This window comes from Streptomyces sp. NPDC007971, from assembly GCF_042958635.1.
In the GTDB taxonomy this organism is placed as follows: domain Bacteria; phylum Actinomycetota; class Actinomycetes; order Streptomycetales; family Streptomycetaceae; genus Streptomyces.
Genome location: NZ_JBIBJK010000003.1, coordinates 301074 through 315365 on the forward strand (window position 1 = coordinate 301074; position 14292 = coordinate 315365).

11 protein-coding genes and 1 pseudogene are annotated in these 14292 nt (G+C 73.6%); 5 read left to right on the top strand and 7 right to left on the bottom strand.

The features are described 5' to 3' along the window. Positions 1-25 precede the first annotated feature (25 nt). The 3 genes from ACFZCP_RS08160 to ACFZCP_RS08170 are packed head-to-tail and all read right to left on the bottom strand — an operon-like array spanning position 26 to position 4014. Positions 26-1279 (bottom strand): VWA-like domain-containing protein, encoded by a 1254-nt coding sequence (locus ACFZCP_RS08160; protein ID WP_391425166.1) that lies wholly within the window; start codon positions 1277-1279, stop codon positions 26-28. Further along, entirely contained in the window at positions 1276-2556 is a 1281-nt protein-coding gene (locus ACFZCP_RS08165) for an AAA family ATPase (protein WP_391425168.1), read from the bottom strand. The genes ACFZCP_RS08160 and ACFZCP_RS08165 overlap by 4 nt, the downstream gene beginning before the upstream one ends. A 42-nt stretch (positions 2557-2598) precedes the next feature. Continuing rightward, positions 2599-4014 carry a hypothetical protein gene (locus ACFZCP_RS08170; protein ID WP_391425170.1) on the bottom strand — a complete coding sequence of 472 codons (1416 nt, stop codon included), beginning with the start codon at positions 4012-4014 and terminating at the stop codon, positions 2599-2601. Between the two features lie 328 nt (positions 4015-4342). On the opposite strand from ACFZCP_RS08170, the gene ACFZCP_RS08175 reads away from it, so the two are divergent. After that, positions 4343-5140 (top strand): putative protein N(5)-glutamine methyltransferase, encoded by a 798-nt coding sequence (locus ACFZCP_RS08175; RefSeq protein ID WP_391425172.1) that lies wholly within the window; start codon positions 4343-4345, stop codon positions 5138-5140. A gap of 1 nt (position 5141) precedes the next feature. Here the strand turns inward: ACFZCP_RS08175 and ACFZCP_RS08180 are convergent, their stop codons facing one another. Next, entirely contained in the window at positions 5142-7220 is a 2079-nt protein-coding gene (locus ACFZCP_RS08180; RefSeq protein ID WP_391425175.1) for a SpoIIE family protein phosphatase, read from the bottom strand. A 322-nt stretch (positions 7221-7542) separates the two neighbouring features. Between ACFZCP_RS08180 and ACFZCP_RS08185 the strand changes: the two genes are divergently transcribed. Then, positions 7543-8424 (top strand): hypothetical protein, encoded by an 882-nt coding sequence (locus ACFZCP_RS08185; protein ID WP_391425177.1) that lies wholly within the window; start codon positions 7543-7545, stop codon positions 8422-8424. A 134-nt stretch (positions 8425-8558) separates the two neighbouring features. Next, positions 8559-8927 carry a hypothetical protein gene (locus tag ACFZCP_RS08190; protein WP_391425179.1) on the top strand — a complete coding sequence of 123 codons (369 nt, stop codon included), beginning with the start codon at positions 8559-8561 and terminating at the stop codon, positions 8925-8927. A gap of 16 nt (positions 8928-8943) precedes the next feature. On the opposite strand, the gene ACFZCP_RS08195 is transcribed toward ACFZCP_RS08190, so the two are convergent. After that, positions 8944-9372 carry a tautomerase family protein gene (locus ACFZCP_RS08195; RefSeq protein WP_391425181.1) on the bottom strand — a complete coding sequence of 143 codons (429 nt, stop codon included), beginning with the start codon at positions 9370-9372 and terminating at the stop codon, positions 8944-8946. Between the two features lie 179 nt (positions 9373-9551). Here ACFZCP_RS08195 and ACFZCP_RS08200 point away from each other — a divergent pair, with 179 nt between their 5' ends. Together ACFZCP_RS08200 and ACFZCP_RS08205 are read left to right on the top strand one after the other, a co-directional pair. Next, complete coding sequence (locus ACFZCP_RS08200) at positions 9552-11567, top strand: FAD-dependent oxidoreductase (RefSeq protein ID WP_391425183.1); 2016 nt, start codon at positions 9552-9554, stop codon at positions 11565-11567. Positions 11568-11598: 31 nt separating this feature from the next. Beyond that, positions 11599-12135 (top strand): annotated as a pseudogene (locus tag ACFZCP_RS08205) (PadR family transcriptional regulator); the annotation flags it as partial. A 158-nt stretch (positions 12136-12293) separates the two neighbouring features. Here the strand turns inward: ACFZCP_RS08205 and ACFZCP_RS08210 are convergent. Together ACFZCP_RS08210 and ACFZCP_RS08215 are read right to left on the bottom strand one after the other, a co-directional pair. Further along, positions 12294-12851: a hypothetical protein gene (locus ACFZCP_RS08210; protein ID WP_391425186.1), complete on the bottom strand. Its 558-nt coding sequence runs from the start codon at positions 12849-12851 to the stop codon at positions 12294-12296. Positions 12852-13081: 230 nt separating this feature from the next. After that, entirely contained in the window at positions 13082-14062 is a 981-nt protein-coding gene (locus ACFZCP_RS08215; RefSeq protein WP_391425188.1) for a fibronectin type III domain-containing protein, read from the bottom strand. Positions 14063-14292 lie beyond the last annotated feature (230 nt).

Below are 14292 nucleotides of genomic sequence, written 5' to 3' on the forward strand. Positions count from 1 at the left end.
GGAGGGGCGGACGCGCCCGGTGAGTTCATCCGGCGGCCGATCCGATCGTCACCACCCGCGCCCACTCGGGCGGTGTGTCCGGCCGGTAGTTCGGGTTGTCCTCGCTCCGGGAGTCGTCCGACCGGTGCCGGGGGAAGAGGCCCACCACCGTGCGGCACGCCGGTCGCGTGGCCGGCCAGGGCGTCTGTCCGTCCGTCAGGACCACGACGACGTCGGGACCCGGCCGCGTCCGCAGCGCCCGGGCGAAGCCCGTCCGCAGATCCGTGCCTCCCCCGCCCGTCAGCTCGATCCCTTCGGCCCGGCACAGCGGGAGCACGGACTGGGCCGCCGCGTCGCACGACACGACGGTGACCAGGTCCCGCCGGCCGCCCACCGCACGGGAGATCGCGGCGACCTCCAGGAGCGCGCTGCCCAGTTCGGCGTCACTGACCGATCCGGAGGTGTCGACGACCACGCAGACCCGAGGGGGTCTGCGCCGCAAGCCCGGCAGGATGGCGCCGCGCACCCCGGCCGAGCGGCGCGCAGGGCGGCCGTAGCTGTAGTCGTCGCCCGAGCCCGCGCCGCAGGCCGCCGAGCGGAGCGCCGCACCCAGCAGCTCCCGCCAGGGCTGCGGCGGATGGAACACCTCCTCGGCCCAGCGCCGCCAGCCCTGGGGAGCGTCCCCCGGGCGGCCGATGATGCCCTGAGCGACCCGGAAGCGGACCGCGTCGCGTTCCTGGTCGCTCAGCCCGTGGGCGCCCTCCGGCCCCAGCTCCCACCCGCGCTCCAGCCCGTCGGCCCCGCTGCCGCAGTCCAGCCAGGCGAGGCGCTCGGTGATCGGCCCGTGCCCGAACCGACGCAGGTAGTCCTCCATCAAAAGCCCCGTCGGCAGCCCCAACTGGCCGGGGTGCACCGCTCCTTCGGGCCTGACCAGCCCGTGCCCGAATGCGTCGTCGTTGATTTCGAGGTCCGCCGCGATGTTCATCCGCAGCCGGTCCCCGAGGCCGGCCAGCCCGCGTTCCCGGGCGACGCGGTCACTGCGCCCGTGATGGTCGCGCAGCAGGTGGGACACCTCGTGCACCCACACCGCGGCCAGGTCCTGCACAGCCGTCCGGTCGACGAAGGCCGCAGAGACATAGCACCGCCAGTGCCGGTCGACGCCCATCGTCGGCACCTGTCGCGACTCGACGGGATGCAGCGCGAACAGCGCCGTCGCCAGGTAGGGCCGTGCCCGGGCCGCGTGCAGCCGGGCCGTGAACAGCTTGTCGAGGTCCAGTGCCCCCGGTGCGCCCGCCGTCATCGGCCGGCCCGGGAGCCGGCGCCGGCCCCGGCCGCGACCGCGGCCCCGCGGGCGGCGTCGTCGGCGCGCCGGGACAGCAGCACCACACCGGAGAGCCGCTCGATCGCCGCCGGTACGTCCCAGTCCTCGCGGCGCAGGGAGGCCAGAGTGGTCGCGGGCACGACCACCACGTCCGGGGCCCCGGTCTCCGAGGCCCGCACCAGCAGCGCCCACGCCGCGTCCCAGCGGGCCCGCTCGGGCCGTCTGCGGACCGCGTCCACCACGCCGTCCAGCACGGCCTGCCGCAGATCCCCGCGTTCGGGCAGCACGGCGCCTGCCGGATCGGCCAGCAGTGTCTCGGGGTCGGGGAGGTCCAGCCGGTCCAGGCTCGCCAGCAGCTCCAGGCCCGGTCCGTCGCCCACCGTCCCCCGGACCAGCAGGGACAGCACCTCCCGGGAGGAGCCGGCGGAGGTCGCGAAGGCGATCAGATGCAGAGCCATCTCCCAGCTGCGCGGCGACGGCCAGGCACCGCCCCGGCGGCTCTCGCCGCCGGGCAGCCGGTGCACGAGCGTCGGCCGCGCGGAGAGGAAGCCGCACACCGCGCGCCGCGCGAAGGTCACCGCCTCCGGCAGCCTCTGCGCGTCCAGCCGGGGCAGGGTGGCCCGGGGCCAGGTCCCGCCGAGGCCGCGTACGACGACGTCCTGGTCGTGCGTCCACTGCAGGTGCACGAACCGGTTGGCCAGGGGCGGACTCAGTTCCCAGCCGTCGGCGGCGGAGGACCGCGGGTTGGCGGCGGCCACGATCCGCACGCCGGGCGGCAGCCGCAGCGCGCCGATCCGCCGCTCCAGCACGAGCCGGAGCAGCGCCGCCTGCACGGCCGGGGGCGCGGTGGACAGCTCGTCCAGGAACAGCAGCCCGCGGCCGGCCCGCACCAGGCGTACCGCCCAGTCCGGCGGGGCCATCGGGACCCCCTGTTCCGCGGGATCGTCCCCCACGACGGGCAGCCCCGAGAAGTCGGACGGCTCGTGCACGCTGGCGATCACGGTGGTCAGCGGCAGGTCCAGGGCGGTCGAGAGCTGGGTCAGGGCCGCCGTCTTTCCGATGCCGGGCTCTCCCCACAGGAGTACGGGGAGGTCGGCGGCCACGGCCAGGGTCAGCGCCTCCAGCTGGGTGTCGTCGCGGGGTTCGGTGCGCGCCTCGCGCAGCAGGGTCAACAGGTCACCGGCGACGTCGAGTTGAGAGGGATCGGCGGCGGATGCGGTCGATGCGGGCGATGTCCGGGAAGCGTAGGAAGACATGAGTGATCACCTTGGGGTGTGAGGTCGGAGGAGACGGCGCGATCAGACGCGGAAGGTCGCCTGGCGCGGGTGACGGCGGTGGTGCCGGGTGGTGCGACGGTCGGGACGGAGCGGAGCGCGGCCGGGTCCGGCGAGACCGGCCCGGTAGAGCCCGTAGGCGATCCGGCGCTCCGCGGCCGACTCCAAGGCGTCCCGCAGGGGGCCGTCCCGCAGCAGCGCCCCGGGACCCAGCAGAGCCTCGACGACGGCCAGTGCCCCGGCGGTGTCGCCGTGGTCCAGGCGCTCGCGGACCCCGGTGAGGCAGTCCGGCCGCCGGTGCGCGTCGTCGATGGCCTGAAGGCAGGGCATCGGCGGCCCGCCGAGCGCGAACAGGAGCTCCTCGCGCCGGATCTCGTCCGGGTCGTGGTCCAGCGGAGCCAGCACGCCGTCGACCAGGCCGATGCGGTGCCGGGCGCCCCGGCACTCCACCAGGCGCGGCTGCCCCAACGGGGCGGCGGGCCGGGGAGGTTCGGGCCGAAGGCGGTCCGGTTCCAGGGCGGCGGCGACCAGTGGGTGCAGCCGGCCGGGCTCCAGCAGCCCCGCACGGACCAGTTCCAGGTCGGGGAGGATCCAGGTCGCGGCGTCGGGCAGGACGGGGAGCGCGGAGAATCCGTCGTCCGGGGCGCCGGTCCGCGCCGGGCCGTGGCCCCGTGGAGTCACGGCCACGACCCGCAGGGCCGGGCCGGGGCCGTCCGTGTCCCCGCCGCCCCCGCATAGTTCCAGGACGAGCCGGTGCCGGGCGCCGCACCGCACCGCGAAGGCCCCGCGGTCCTGTCCTTCCCGGCGCAGCAGGATCTCCGCCTCGGCCGCCCAGCGGCCGGTGGCGCAGCCGAGTTCCGGCGGTACCAGGTCCGGCAGCCGCGGGTCCGTCACGGGCCGGTCGGTGCCGGCCCGGACCCGTAGCTCACCGGCCCGTTCCGCATCCCACAGATGCCGGTGCAGGTCGAGCCGGTACCGCCTGCTGGGGCGGGGATGCGGATGCCGGGCGGTGGTCGGACGGGAGCCGTCCCACACCGTGAGGCCGATCCGCTGGCCGGCGTCCGCCCAGGCCGGCGGGGTCCGGGCGACGAGGTGCACCGGGCCGTCGTCGGCCCGGCCCGGGTACCGGGCGAGCGTGAGGGTCAGGCCGGGGCGCAGCAGCCCGTCGGGCGCGATCCTCGGCATGTGCCAGCGGAGCAGGTCGGGGGCGAGGCGGCGGAGGTCGGCGCGGATCCGGGCCGCCGGGTCCCGGCCGTGGGTGCGGGCGACGGAGCGCAGATCGAGGTCGATGTCGACACCGGCGGCGGCGCACGCCCCCGCCCAGTCCCCGGCACGGCGCCGGGCGGTCGCGGTTTCGATCATGGACGGCGGCACGGCGAACTCGCGGACGCGCTGCCACATGGAGAGTCGGGAATCCCCGTACGCGGTCTGAGTGAGCATCAGCACTCACCTTGCGCGGACGGGACCCCCATTCTGTCAGCAGAGTGAGTGGTCATCGCGGCGATCGTAACGGGCCTGCGGCGGGCCGCGCCAAGGATTTTCCCCGAACCGGGCGGGCACGGCGGCGGGTCCGGGCGCTGGGGTATGGTGGCCGCCCGGCCGCCGACGGTGCGCGGCCGTGTGCCGCCAAGGAGGTGAGACCCATTACCGCTGTGTCAGCTGGGGTGCTCCCTCCTTGTGACGGCTTGTTGTGACAGCGCGGACCACCGGTACCGGTGACCGCCAGAGCGCCCTTCGGCCCCAGGTTTCCGAAAGGCTCGCGGCTTCCGTGCCCTCTCTTCCCTTCCTGCCCCCTCTCACCCCGTCCGCCGTCGTGCGCGCGTTGCGCGCCGCCGGGTGCGTCTTCGCCGAGGACGAGGCGGAGCTGCTCCTGGGCGCCGCCCGCACCCCCGGTGAACTGGCCGCCATGGTGGAGCGGCGCGCCGCCGGGCTCCCGCTCGAACACGTCGTCGGCTGGGCCTGGTTCCACGGCCTGCGCATCGCCGTGGAACCGGGCGTGTTCGTCCCCCGCCGCCGTACCGAGTTCCTGGTCGACCAGGCCCTGGCCCAGGCGCCCGGGGCGCGGGTCGTCGTCGACCTGTGCTGCGGCTCCGGTGCCCTCGGCGCGGCCCTGGCCGCGTCACTCGGTGCCGTCGAGGTGCACGCCGCCGACATCGATCCGGCCGCCGTGCGCTGCGCCCACCGCAACCTCGCCCCCCAGGGTGGCCGGGCCCACCAGGGCGACCTGTTCGACGCCCTGCCCGCCGGACTGCGGGGCCGGGTCGGGATACTCACCGCCAACGTGCCCTACGTCCCCAGCGCCGAGGTGGCGCTGCTCCCCGCGGAGGCCCGCGACCACGAGCCGCTGGCCGCCCTCGACGGCGGTGCGGACGGCCTCGACGTCCTGCGGCGGGTGGCCGCCGGGGCACCCGAGTGGCTCGCTCCCGGCGGCTGTCTGCTGACCGAGACCAGCGAACGTCAGGCCCCGGCCGCTCTGCGGGCGTTCACCGACGCCGGTCTGACGACCCGTCTGGCCGTGTCGGAGGAGCTGTACGCACATGTGGTGATCGGCGTCCGGGAGGGCTGACCTACGGCAACTCCTGCGCCCGCGCGATGAGCAGGGCCACGTCGTCGTGGTTGTCGGGGTGGTGCAGCGTGCGCAGGAGGAGGTCGCAGGCATCCTCCAGCGGGCGGGCCGGGTCGTCGAGCAGGGACAGCAGGAAGTCAAGGCGCTCGTCCAGCGCATGGCGCCGGGTCTCGACCAGTCCGTCGGTGTAGAAGACCAGTTCGTCGCCGGGCTCGAAGTCCACGGTGACGGTGCAGAATTCGACACCGCCGACGCCCAGCGGCACACCGGTGGGCAGGTCGAGCAGCTCCGGCGGCCGGCCGGGGCGCAGCCGGGCCGGGGGCAGGTGGCCGGCGTTGGCGATCCGGCACTGGCGCAGATGCGGATCGTGGACGGCGTACACGCAGGTGGCGATGGAGTGGTCCCAGGCCGAGGTCGTCTTGTCCAGATGCTCCAGCAGCACCGCCGGGTCCAGGTCGAGCGAGGCCAGCGTGGTGGTCGCGGTACGCAGTCGGCCCATCGTGGCGGCCGCGCTGATCCCGCTGCCCATCACGTCGCCGACCACGAGCGCCGTTTTGCCGCCCTCCAGCGGGATGACGTCGAACCAGTCGCCGCCGACCTCGCTGGTGGCGCCCGCCGGCTGGTACCGGGAGGCCACCTCCAGGCCGGTCGTCACCGGCGGATGGCTGGGCAGCAGGCTGCGCTGCAGGGTGAGCGCGGTGTTGCGGGCGTTCTGGTACCAGCGGGCGTTGTCGATCTGCACGGCCGCGCGGGCCGCCAGCTCGCGGGCCAGCAGGACGTCGTCCCCGTCGAAGGGTGCGGGATTGCGGGTGCGCTTGAGGTCGAGCGCACCGAGCACCTCGCCGCGGGCGATCAGCGGCACGGCCAGATACGAGTGCAGACCCGCGCGGCCCAGCAGCACGGCCGCCTCGGGGGAGCGGGCGATGCGCGGCAGGTCATCGTCCTTCACCTGCGGCACCAGCACGGCCTCACCCGTACGGACGCACTCGGTGACCAGCCGGTCGGGCTCGTACCGGGCGATCCGGCCGGGCGGGTCGGCGGCCCGTACGGCGTCGGACTCCTGCTCGGCACGGAGTGCGAGCGCCCGGATCACCGCCGGCTCCGAGGGGCCGAGGGTGCTGGGCCGGCCCTCCACGACCGCGTCCAGCAGGTCCACGGCGGCCACGTCGGCCAGCTCGGGCACGGCGACCTCGGCCAGTTCGCACGCGGTGCGCTCCAGTTCCAGCGTCGTCCCGATCCGCGCGGACGCGTCGGCGACGACCGCGAGCCGGCGCCGCGCGGCCTCGGCCCGGAGGGAGGAGCGGTGCTGCTCGGTGACGTCGACCACCGAGACCGCCACGCCGAGCACGGTGCCCATCGCGTCCTCCAGGCGGTACAGGGAGAACGACAGGGTGCGGTCCTCGTCCGGATCGGCCGGAGTGCGGCCCACGACCGGGGCGTCGATGAGCGGCGTGCCGGTGTCGAGGACCCGGCGGGCCGCGCCCTCCAGGGCGTCCGCGTCCAGCAGCGGGAGCACCTCGCGCACCGTGCGCCCCAGGTGCTGCCCGGCCGGGGCGCCGTGGATCCGCTCCAGCGCCGGGTTGACGGAGACGAACCGCAGCCCGGTGTCCAGGACGGCGAGCCCGATCGGCGACTGCTGCACCATCCGCTCGGACAGGGCCACGTCCTGTTCCAGCCTCCGCACGGTCGACTGGTCGGCGGCGAGGCCCAGCGCGTACACCTCGCCCCGGTCGTCCAGCAGCCGCATGTTGCGGAACTCCACCAGACGGGTGCCGCCGTCCTTGACCCGGACGGGGAACGCTCCGGCCCAGCTTTGACCGGTCCGCATCACATCGGCGAAGAGCTTGCCGATCAGCTGGATGTGCTCCTCGTGCACCATCAGCCGGGCGGCGTACTGCCCCAGCGCCTCGCCTGCCGAGTAACCGAACAGCTCCTCCGCCTGGGGGCTCCACAGCACGATGCGGCCCTCGGTGTCCAGGACCACCGAGGCCACGCCAAGGACGTCGAGCAGCCCGCTCGGCCGCACCGATCCGCGGGTGGGCTCGTCACCCTCCGCCACCGGAGCCTCGGCTGCACTCATGCCACGCACCGCCTTCGCCCGTCCGAACGGCACGTCGTCCCCCGTGCCGACTCTCCCTGTTCTACCGCGCTCACACCCGACTCTCCGACGCCCGCGCTGTTCATCTCCACCATCTCTCAACACAGCGGCGGGCGTCCGCCGAAGTCACCAGATGGTCCAGGCACCCGCGACACCGGCCCTCGCCTGCGGTGACCGCGGGCCCGGCCCCGGGACCGGGAGAATTCACGCCCACGTTGCTCCATTGGCCTGTACATGACTACCGAGCGGGGACAGACTGTCCGCCGACCGAGTGCCCCCACCCGCCCGTTCCGAGGAGTCGGCCATGCCCGCGCCCGCCCGGCAACGTTGTCATGCAGTCCTCACCGGACTCGTCACCCTGGCCACCACCGCCGTCGTGTCCCTCGCCGCACCCGTCCCGGCCTCGGCCGCCGACACCTGGACCGAGACCGGCTCCGACCGTGCCGAACCGCTGACCGAGAGCCAGGGTCTGACCTCGGTGGAGGTCCCGGCGAACAGCCCCAACCGGTACACCGGCATCGGCACCATCCCGCTCGGCGTCTCCAGCCGCGGCTGGAACCACGTCGGCGACCCCGACGCCTCGTACAACGGCTACTACATCGAGCCCTACCAGCAGGACTCCGGCAACTCGAAGATGTTCCGCGTGCAGGCGCCGGGCGGCGCCTGGTCGGAGTACGTCCACACGCTCGGCCCCGGCGAGGCCCTGAACAACTCCTGGGACGCGATCTCGCCGGACGGCCAGTGGATGCTGGCCGGCGAGTGGGGCACCATGAACCGCCTGCTGGTCTTCCCCGCCCCGGGCAGCAACCCGAGCACCTCGCCCTCCGCGAACCTCCCGCAGGTCTCCCAGGTGAATCTGGACCACGCCGTGCGCGACGTCCAGGGCTGCGACTTCTCCGGCCCGACGACGCTTCTGTGCTCCTCAGACGATCCGGACGGGTCCCTGTTCGGCATGACCAAGCCGCTGCTCCAGATCGACCTGTCGGCGGCTCCGAGCGGCTCGGGGGACGTCACCGGGCATGTCACGGCGTTGCGCCGGCTCCCGCTGCGCAGCTCCTGCTCGGGCAGCTTCGAGTCGGAGGGCATCGACTACGACCGCCGGACCGGCATCCTGCGCGTGATCGTCATGTCGCCGGGGTTCTGCGTGCTCACGGACAGCAAGACGTACAAGTTCTCGCGCGGCTGAGCCCGGCCGGCCCCGCGGCACGACCGGTGGCGCGACCGGTGGTGCGCTGCCGCACAGTGGTGGTTTTCTTGGGAGGTGGCGCGGTGGCGGGGAACCCGTGACAACGTGCCACCGCCATGAGAGGAGCGATCACGATGGCCCGTGAGCGAATGCACGAGGAGCCCGTCTCCCTCGAGATCAGCGGATGCAGCAAGGAAGACGCCCGCATCGTGTTCGACGTGCTGTGCGAGTGCTTCGAATCCGACCGGACCGCCGAGGACGTGCCCCAGCAGCTCCACGAGACGCGCCCCATGGTGTGGCTCGGCACCTTCGAGGTCACCGACGCCCACACCTGCAAGCCGCCCGCCCGGCTCTCCTCCTCCGTCGAGGCGGACGCCCAGGGCAGTTACTGGGCGATCAACCGCCTCCACACGACGCTGGACTCCCTCTTCAGCGTGCGCAACCTCTCCTCCGCCTCGGGGGACCAGGAGAGGGAACTGCACGTCATGCTCGAAAGCCGGTGACGCCGGCCGGGCCGCGTCACCTCTGCTGCACCACCGCCCCGGCCGCCGGTGCCTCGCCGCCGGCCGGGGCGTACTGCGCCTCGCCGTTGCCGAGCGACCAGTCCACCGACTGGTTCTCGGTGACGGTGACGAACACATTGCGCGGCTCGGTGCCCGCGTAGGAGTGCGCCAGCTCGGCGATGCGCCGGTACAGCGCCCGTTTCTGGTCCGGCGTGCGTCCCGCGCGCATGGTGATCGCCACGTAGACGATCCCGTCGTCCCGGTGCACGCCCAGGTAGTCGCCGTGGCGCAGGGTGCTGCCGGTGCCGTCGTGCCCCACCAGGACCTGGAAGCGGTCATCGGGCGGGACCCCGATCGTCTCCGTCAGGGCGTCCTGTACGGCTCGGCCGAGAGCGTCGAGGCGTTCGCTGTCGGCGCCCAGCGCGTCGATGCGGACGAAAGGCATGGCGGAGTCCCCCTGTGCTAGATCCTGCGGTTCCGGAGCGGTCCTGCGGTTCGCCGTCAGTGTACATACTGGTAGTTACAGAGTGATCGGGTTCACCCCGACGGGTTTATGCAACTAGTTGCACAACGAGTTCGCGGTCCTCTACAACAGAGACGAACACACAGCGCTCGGAGGGCCCGATGAGTCGATACCCGCACCTGATGTCCCCGCTCGACCTGGGCTTCACCACGCTGCCCAACCGCGTCCTGATGGGCTCCATGCACGTCGGCCTGGAAGAGGCCGAGCGAGGGTTCGAGCGGATGGCGGCGTTCTACGCGGCCCGGGCGCGCGGCGGAGTGGGGCTCATCGTCACCGGCGGCATAGCGCCCAACGACGAGGGCCGGCCGTACGAGGGCGGCGCCAGGCTCACCACCGAGGCGGAGGCCGAGCAGCACCGGGTCGTCACCGAGGCCGTGCACCGCGAGGGCGGCAGGATCGCGATGCAGATCCTGCACTTCGGCCGGTACGCCTACCACCAGGACCTGGTCGCCCCGAGCGCCCTGCAGGCCCCGATCAGCCCCTTCGTGCCCCGCGAACTCACCGACGCCGACGTCGAGCGGACCATCGACGACTACGTCCGCGCCGCCCGCCTCGCCCGGCAGGCCGGCTACGACGGCGTCGAGATCATGGGCTCCGAGGGCTACCTCATCAACGAGTTCATCGCCGCGCAGACCAACCGGCGCCAGGACCGCTGGGGCGGGTCGTACGAGAACCGGATGCGCTTCCCCGTGGAGATCGTCCGGCGGGTGCGCGAGGCCGTCGGCGAGGACTTCATCATCGTCTACCGCCTCTCCATGCTGGACCTGGTCCCGGGCGGCTCCTCCCTGACGGAGGTCGTCACCCTCGCCAAGGCCGTCGAGGCCGCCGGGGCGACGATCATCAACACCGGCATCGGCTGGCACGAGGCCCGTATCCCCACCATCGCCACCTCCGTGCCGCGCGGCGCCTACTCCTGGGTCACCGAGAAGCTCATGGGCGAGGTGTCCGTGCCGCTGGTGACCACCAACCGCATCAACACCCCCGAGCTGGCCGAGCAGCTGCTCGCAGACGGGCACGCGGACATGGTGTCCATGGCCCGCCCGATGCTCGCCGACCCCGACTTCGTCGCCAAGGCCGCCGCCGGCCGGCCCGAGGCCATCAACACCTGCATCGGCTGCAACCAGGCCTGCCTCGACCACACCTTCAGCGGGCAGATCACCTCCTGCCTGGTCAACCCGCGCGCCTGCCACGAGACGGAACTGGTGCTCTCCCCGACCCGGCTCAAGAAGCGCGTCGCCGTCGTCGGCGCCGGACCGGCGGGGCTGGCCTGCGCGGTCACCGCCGCCGAGCGCGGTCACCAGGTCACCCTGTTCGACGCCGCGAGCGAGATCGGCGGCCAGCTGAACGTGGCCCGCAAGGTCCCCGGCAAGCAGGAGTTCGACGAGACCCTGCGCTACTTCCGCCACCAGCTCGACGAGCACGGCGTGGACGTGCGCCTCGGCACCTGGGTCACCGCCGCCGACCTGGACGGCCACGACGAGGTCGTCGTCGCCACCGGTGTCACCCCGCGCACCCCCGACATCCCCGGCGCCGACCACCCGCGCGTCCTCGGCTACCTCGACGTCCTGCGCGACGGCGCCCCCGTCGGCGACCGCGTCGCCATCCTCGGCGCCGGCGGCATCGGCTTCGACGTCGCCGAGTACCTCACCGACGGCGGCGACAAGGCGAGCGAGGACCCGCAGACGTACTTCCGCAACTGGGGTGTCGACATGGACTACGCCGCACCGGGCGGCCTCGCCGCCCCGCAGCGGCCGGCCCCGCCGCGCACGGTCCACCTGCTCCAGCGCAAGACCACCAAGGTCGGTGCCGGACTCGGCAAGACCACCGGCTGGATCCATCGCACCGAGCTGAAGCACCGCGGTGTGACCATGGTCCCGGGCGTGCGCTACGACCGGATCGACGACGCGGGTCTGCACATCACCGTCGGCGAGGAGAGCACGGTCCTGGAGGTGGACACCGTTGTGCTGTGCACCGGCCAGGAGCCGCGCCGCGACCTGTACGAGGAGCTGATCGCCGCCGGGCACAGCGCCCACCTGATCGGCGGCGCCGACATCGCGGCCGAGCTGGACGCCAAGCGGGCCATCAAGCAGGGCACCGAGCTGGCCGCGGCACTGTAAGGGGCCATGGCCGCGTCCCTAGGATGAGTTCATGTCACTCCCGCACGCCATCCTCACCGCCCTGCTGGAGAAGCCGTCGTCGGGCCTGGAGTTGACCCGCCGGTTCGACAAGTCGATCGGCTACTTCTGGTCCGCGACGCACCAGCAGATCTACCGCGAGCTGGGGAAGCTGGAGGGCGAGGGCTTCATCCGCGCTCTGCCGGCCGAGCAGCCGGCCCGCGGGCAGCGCAAGAGCTACGAGGTCCTGCCCGCGGGCCGTGCCGAACTCGCCCGCTGGACCGCCGCCGCCCAGGCCCCCAAACCGCAGCGGGACGTCCTGCTGCTGCGGCTGCGCGCCGCCGCGGTGGTCGGCACGGCGGGTCTGGAGACCGACCTGCGCCGCCATCTGGAGCTGCACCAGCGGCAGTTGGCCACGTACGAGGAGATCGAGCGGCGTGACTTCCCGCCGGACCGGGACGCTCCGCAGGACCGGCTGCGCCATCTGGTCCTGCGGGCGGGCATCGATCTGGAGACCTTCTGGACCCAGTGGCTCACCCACGCCCTGAAGGAGTTCGCCGAACTGCCCGGCGAAGCAGGGGAATCAGGGCCGGGCGCGGAACCGGATCCGGGCACGGAAGCGGAGCCGCACCTCGACCCGGAACCGAAGCCGGAACCGATGCCGGAACCGGAGCGGGGACCGGAGTCGGAGCCGGCGAACGGCACGCCCGGCTGAGGACCGCGGTCCGCTCAGAGCCGGTACGGCTTCGAGCGGCGGCGCAGGAACCAGGCCGTGGCGACGACGCCCGAGCCCACCAGAGCCGCCCCGACGCCCAGGGTGAGCGGGCCGTAGTCCCGGGCCGCGCCGCCCACGCCGCCCATCACACCGCGCGAGGGCGCGGACTTGGACGTCGAGGAGGTCGTCGGGACGCGGGGCGCGGTGACCGCGGAGCCCGCGGAGACGATGACCGACTGGGAACCGGCGGTGGAGCCGTTGGAGCAGACCACGACCACCGTGTACGTCCCCGGGCTCACTCCCGACCAGGCTGCCGACTGGCTGATGGTCGTGCCCGACAGAGCCGTCTGCCGGCCCTGGGAGAAGTTCGCCTGGCGGCTGCCGAGGAGCGAGGCGTTGCCCCAGCTGCCGTTGTTCAGTGAGCATGAGCTGGTGACGACCGAGACCGTGGACCCGGTGGTGCTCACGGAGATTCCCGAGGCCGCGGCGGACGGCCCGGCCAGTGAGGCCGGTAGCGCGGCGGCAGCCGCCAGGGTCAGGCCGGAGCGGAGGATGAGTCGAGAGTTTCGCATTGGCTGGCCTCCGGCGGCACGGTTGGCGGTACGTCCCATGCGCCGCCGAGGGTAGGGAAACGTCCGTGCTGCCTCAGATGCAGCAAAAGCGCCCCCGGCCCCGGCCGCACCCGGTATGCAGCCGGCCAGGTGACGGATTCCTCCGTCCGGTGCAGGCCGGCTTGCCATCGGCGGCCGTTGCCCTGATGGCGTCCGTCAGCCCGTCGCCCCCGCTGCCGCGATGGCGTCCGTCAGGCCGTCGCCCCCGTGGTCACGGTCCGCTCCTCCGAGAACCCGCCCCAGGTCCCGTCCGGCAGCCGTGCCCGCAGCCGCACCCGGTGCTCGGCCCCCGCGTCCTGCCCGACCCAGAAGCTGTAGCGGGCCCGGCCGTGCGGGGGGTCGCCGCCCCACACCAGGGAGGTGGCCGCGGCGCCGTCGAGCTGGATCTGGTACTCCGTGATCAGCCCGTCCACGCGCGGCGGATCCCAGGACAGATCGAGGTAGTACGCCCCGGCCGACCGGTGGGTCGCCGCCGTGAAACCGGTCGGCGCGGTGTCACGGCCGTCGTCGGAGCCCGGCGTGGTGAGGCGGACGGGCGCGCTCGCGGGCGAGAGGTTGTCGGCGGCGTCCCGCGCCCGCACGGTGAAGACGTACCGGGTGCCGGGGCGCAGCCCGGTGACCACGGTCGCGGTCTGGTCCCCGCCGACGCTGTGGATCTTCGCACCGCCCTGGTAGACGTCGTACGACACCACGCCGCGGTCGTCGCGGGAGGCGGCCCAGGACAGCTGCACCGCCCGGCTGCCGACCGCCCGCCCGGCCGGCTTGCGCGGGCGGGCCGGGGCCGAGCGGTCGGCCGCCACCATGGCGGGCGTCCGCGCCCGCACCTCGCGGCTCGGCGGCCCGAGGCGACCGTCCGTGTCCCGGGCCCGCACGGTGAAGCCATACACGGTGGACGGCCTGAGCCTGGTGACGTCCACCATGTGCAGCGAGCCCGGTACTTCCGTGACCTTCGTAGAGCCGCGATACACCTCATAGGTGCGGACCCGGGGCCCGTCCGGCACCGTGTTCCACATCACATGCACGGTCGTGGCACTCCCGGCCGCCGCGGTGACGCCCGTCGGAGCCCCCGGCGCCCGGCCCTCGTCACGGTCGGCCGCACCGCTCCGGCCGCAGGACGCGACCAGCATCAGCGCCGCGCAGACCAGCGCGGGCGGAAGGAGAACGCGTCGCACGTCTCTGCCTCCCCGGGGACGGCATCACGACAAAGGTCCGGACCAATATGGCCCGGGTGGTGCGGCCTCAGCAAGGGGGTCGTATGGGCGACCGTCGGCGGGAGTTACGTATGCTGAAGTCTCCCTGTGGCCGAACTCCCAGGGGATCCTGGGGAGTTCCAGCCCGAGGCGCGGAAACGCTGTCGTCGCCGGAACCGCGCCGACACGGGCGGCCGGGGGACCTGGGCCGA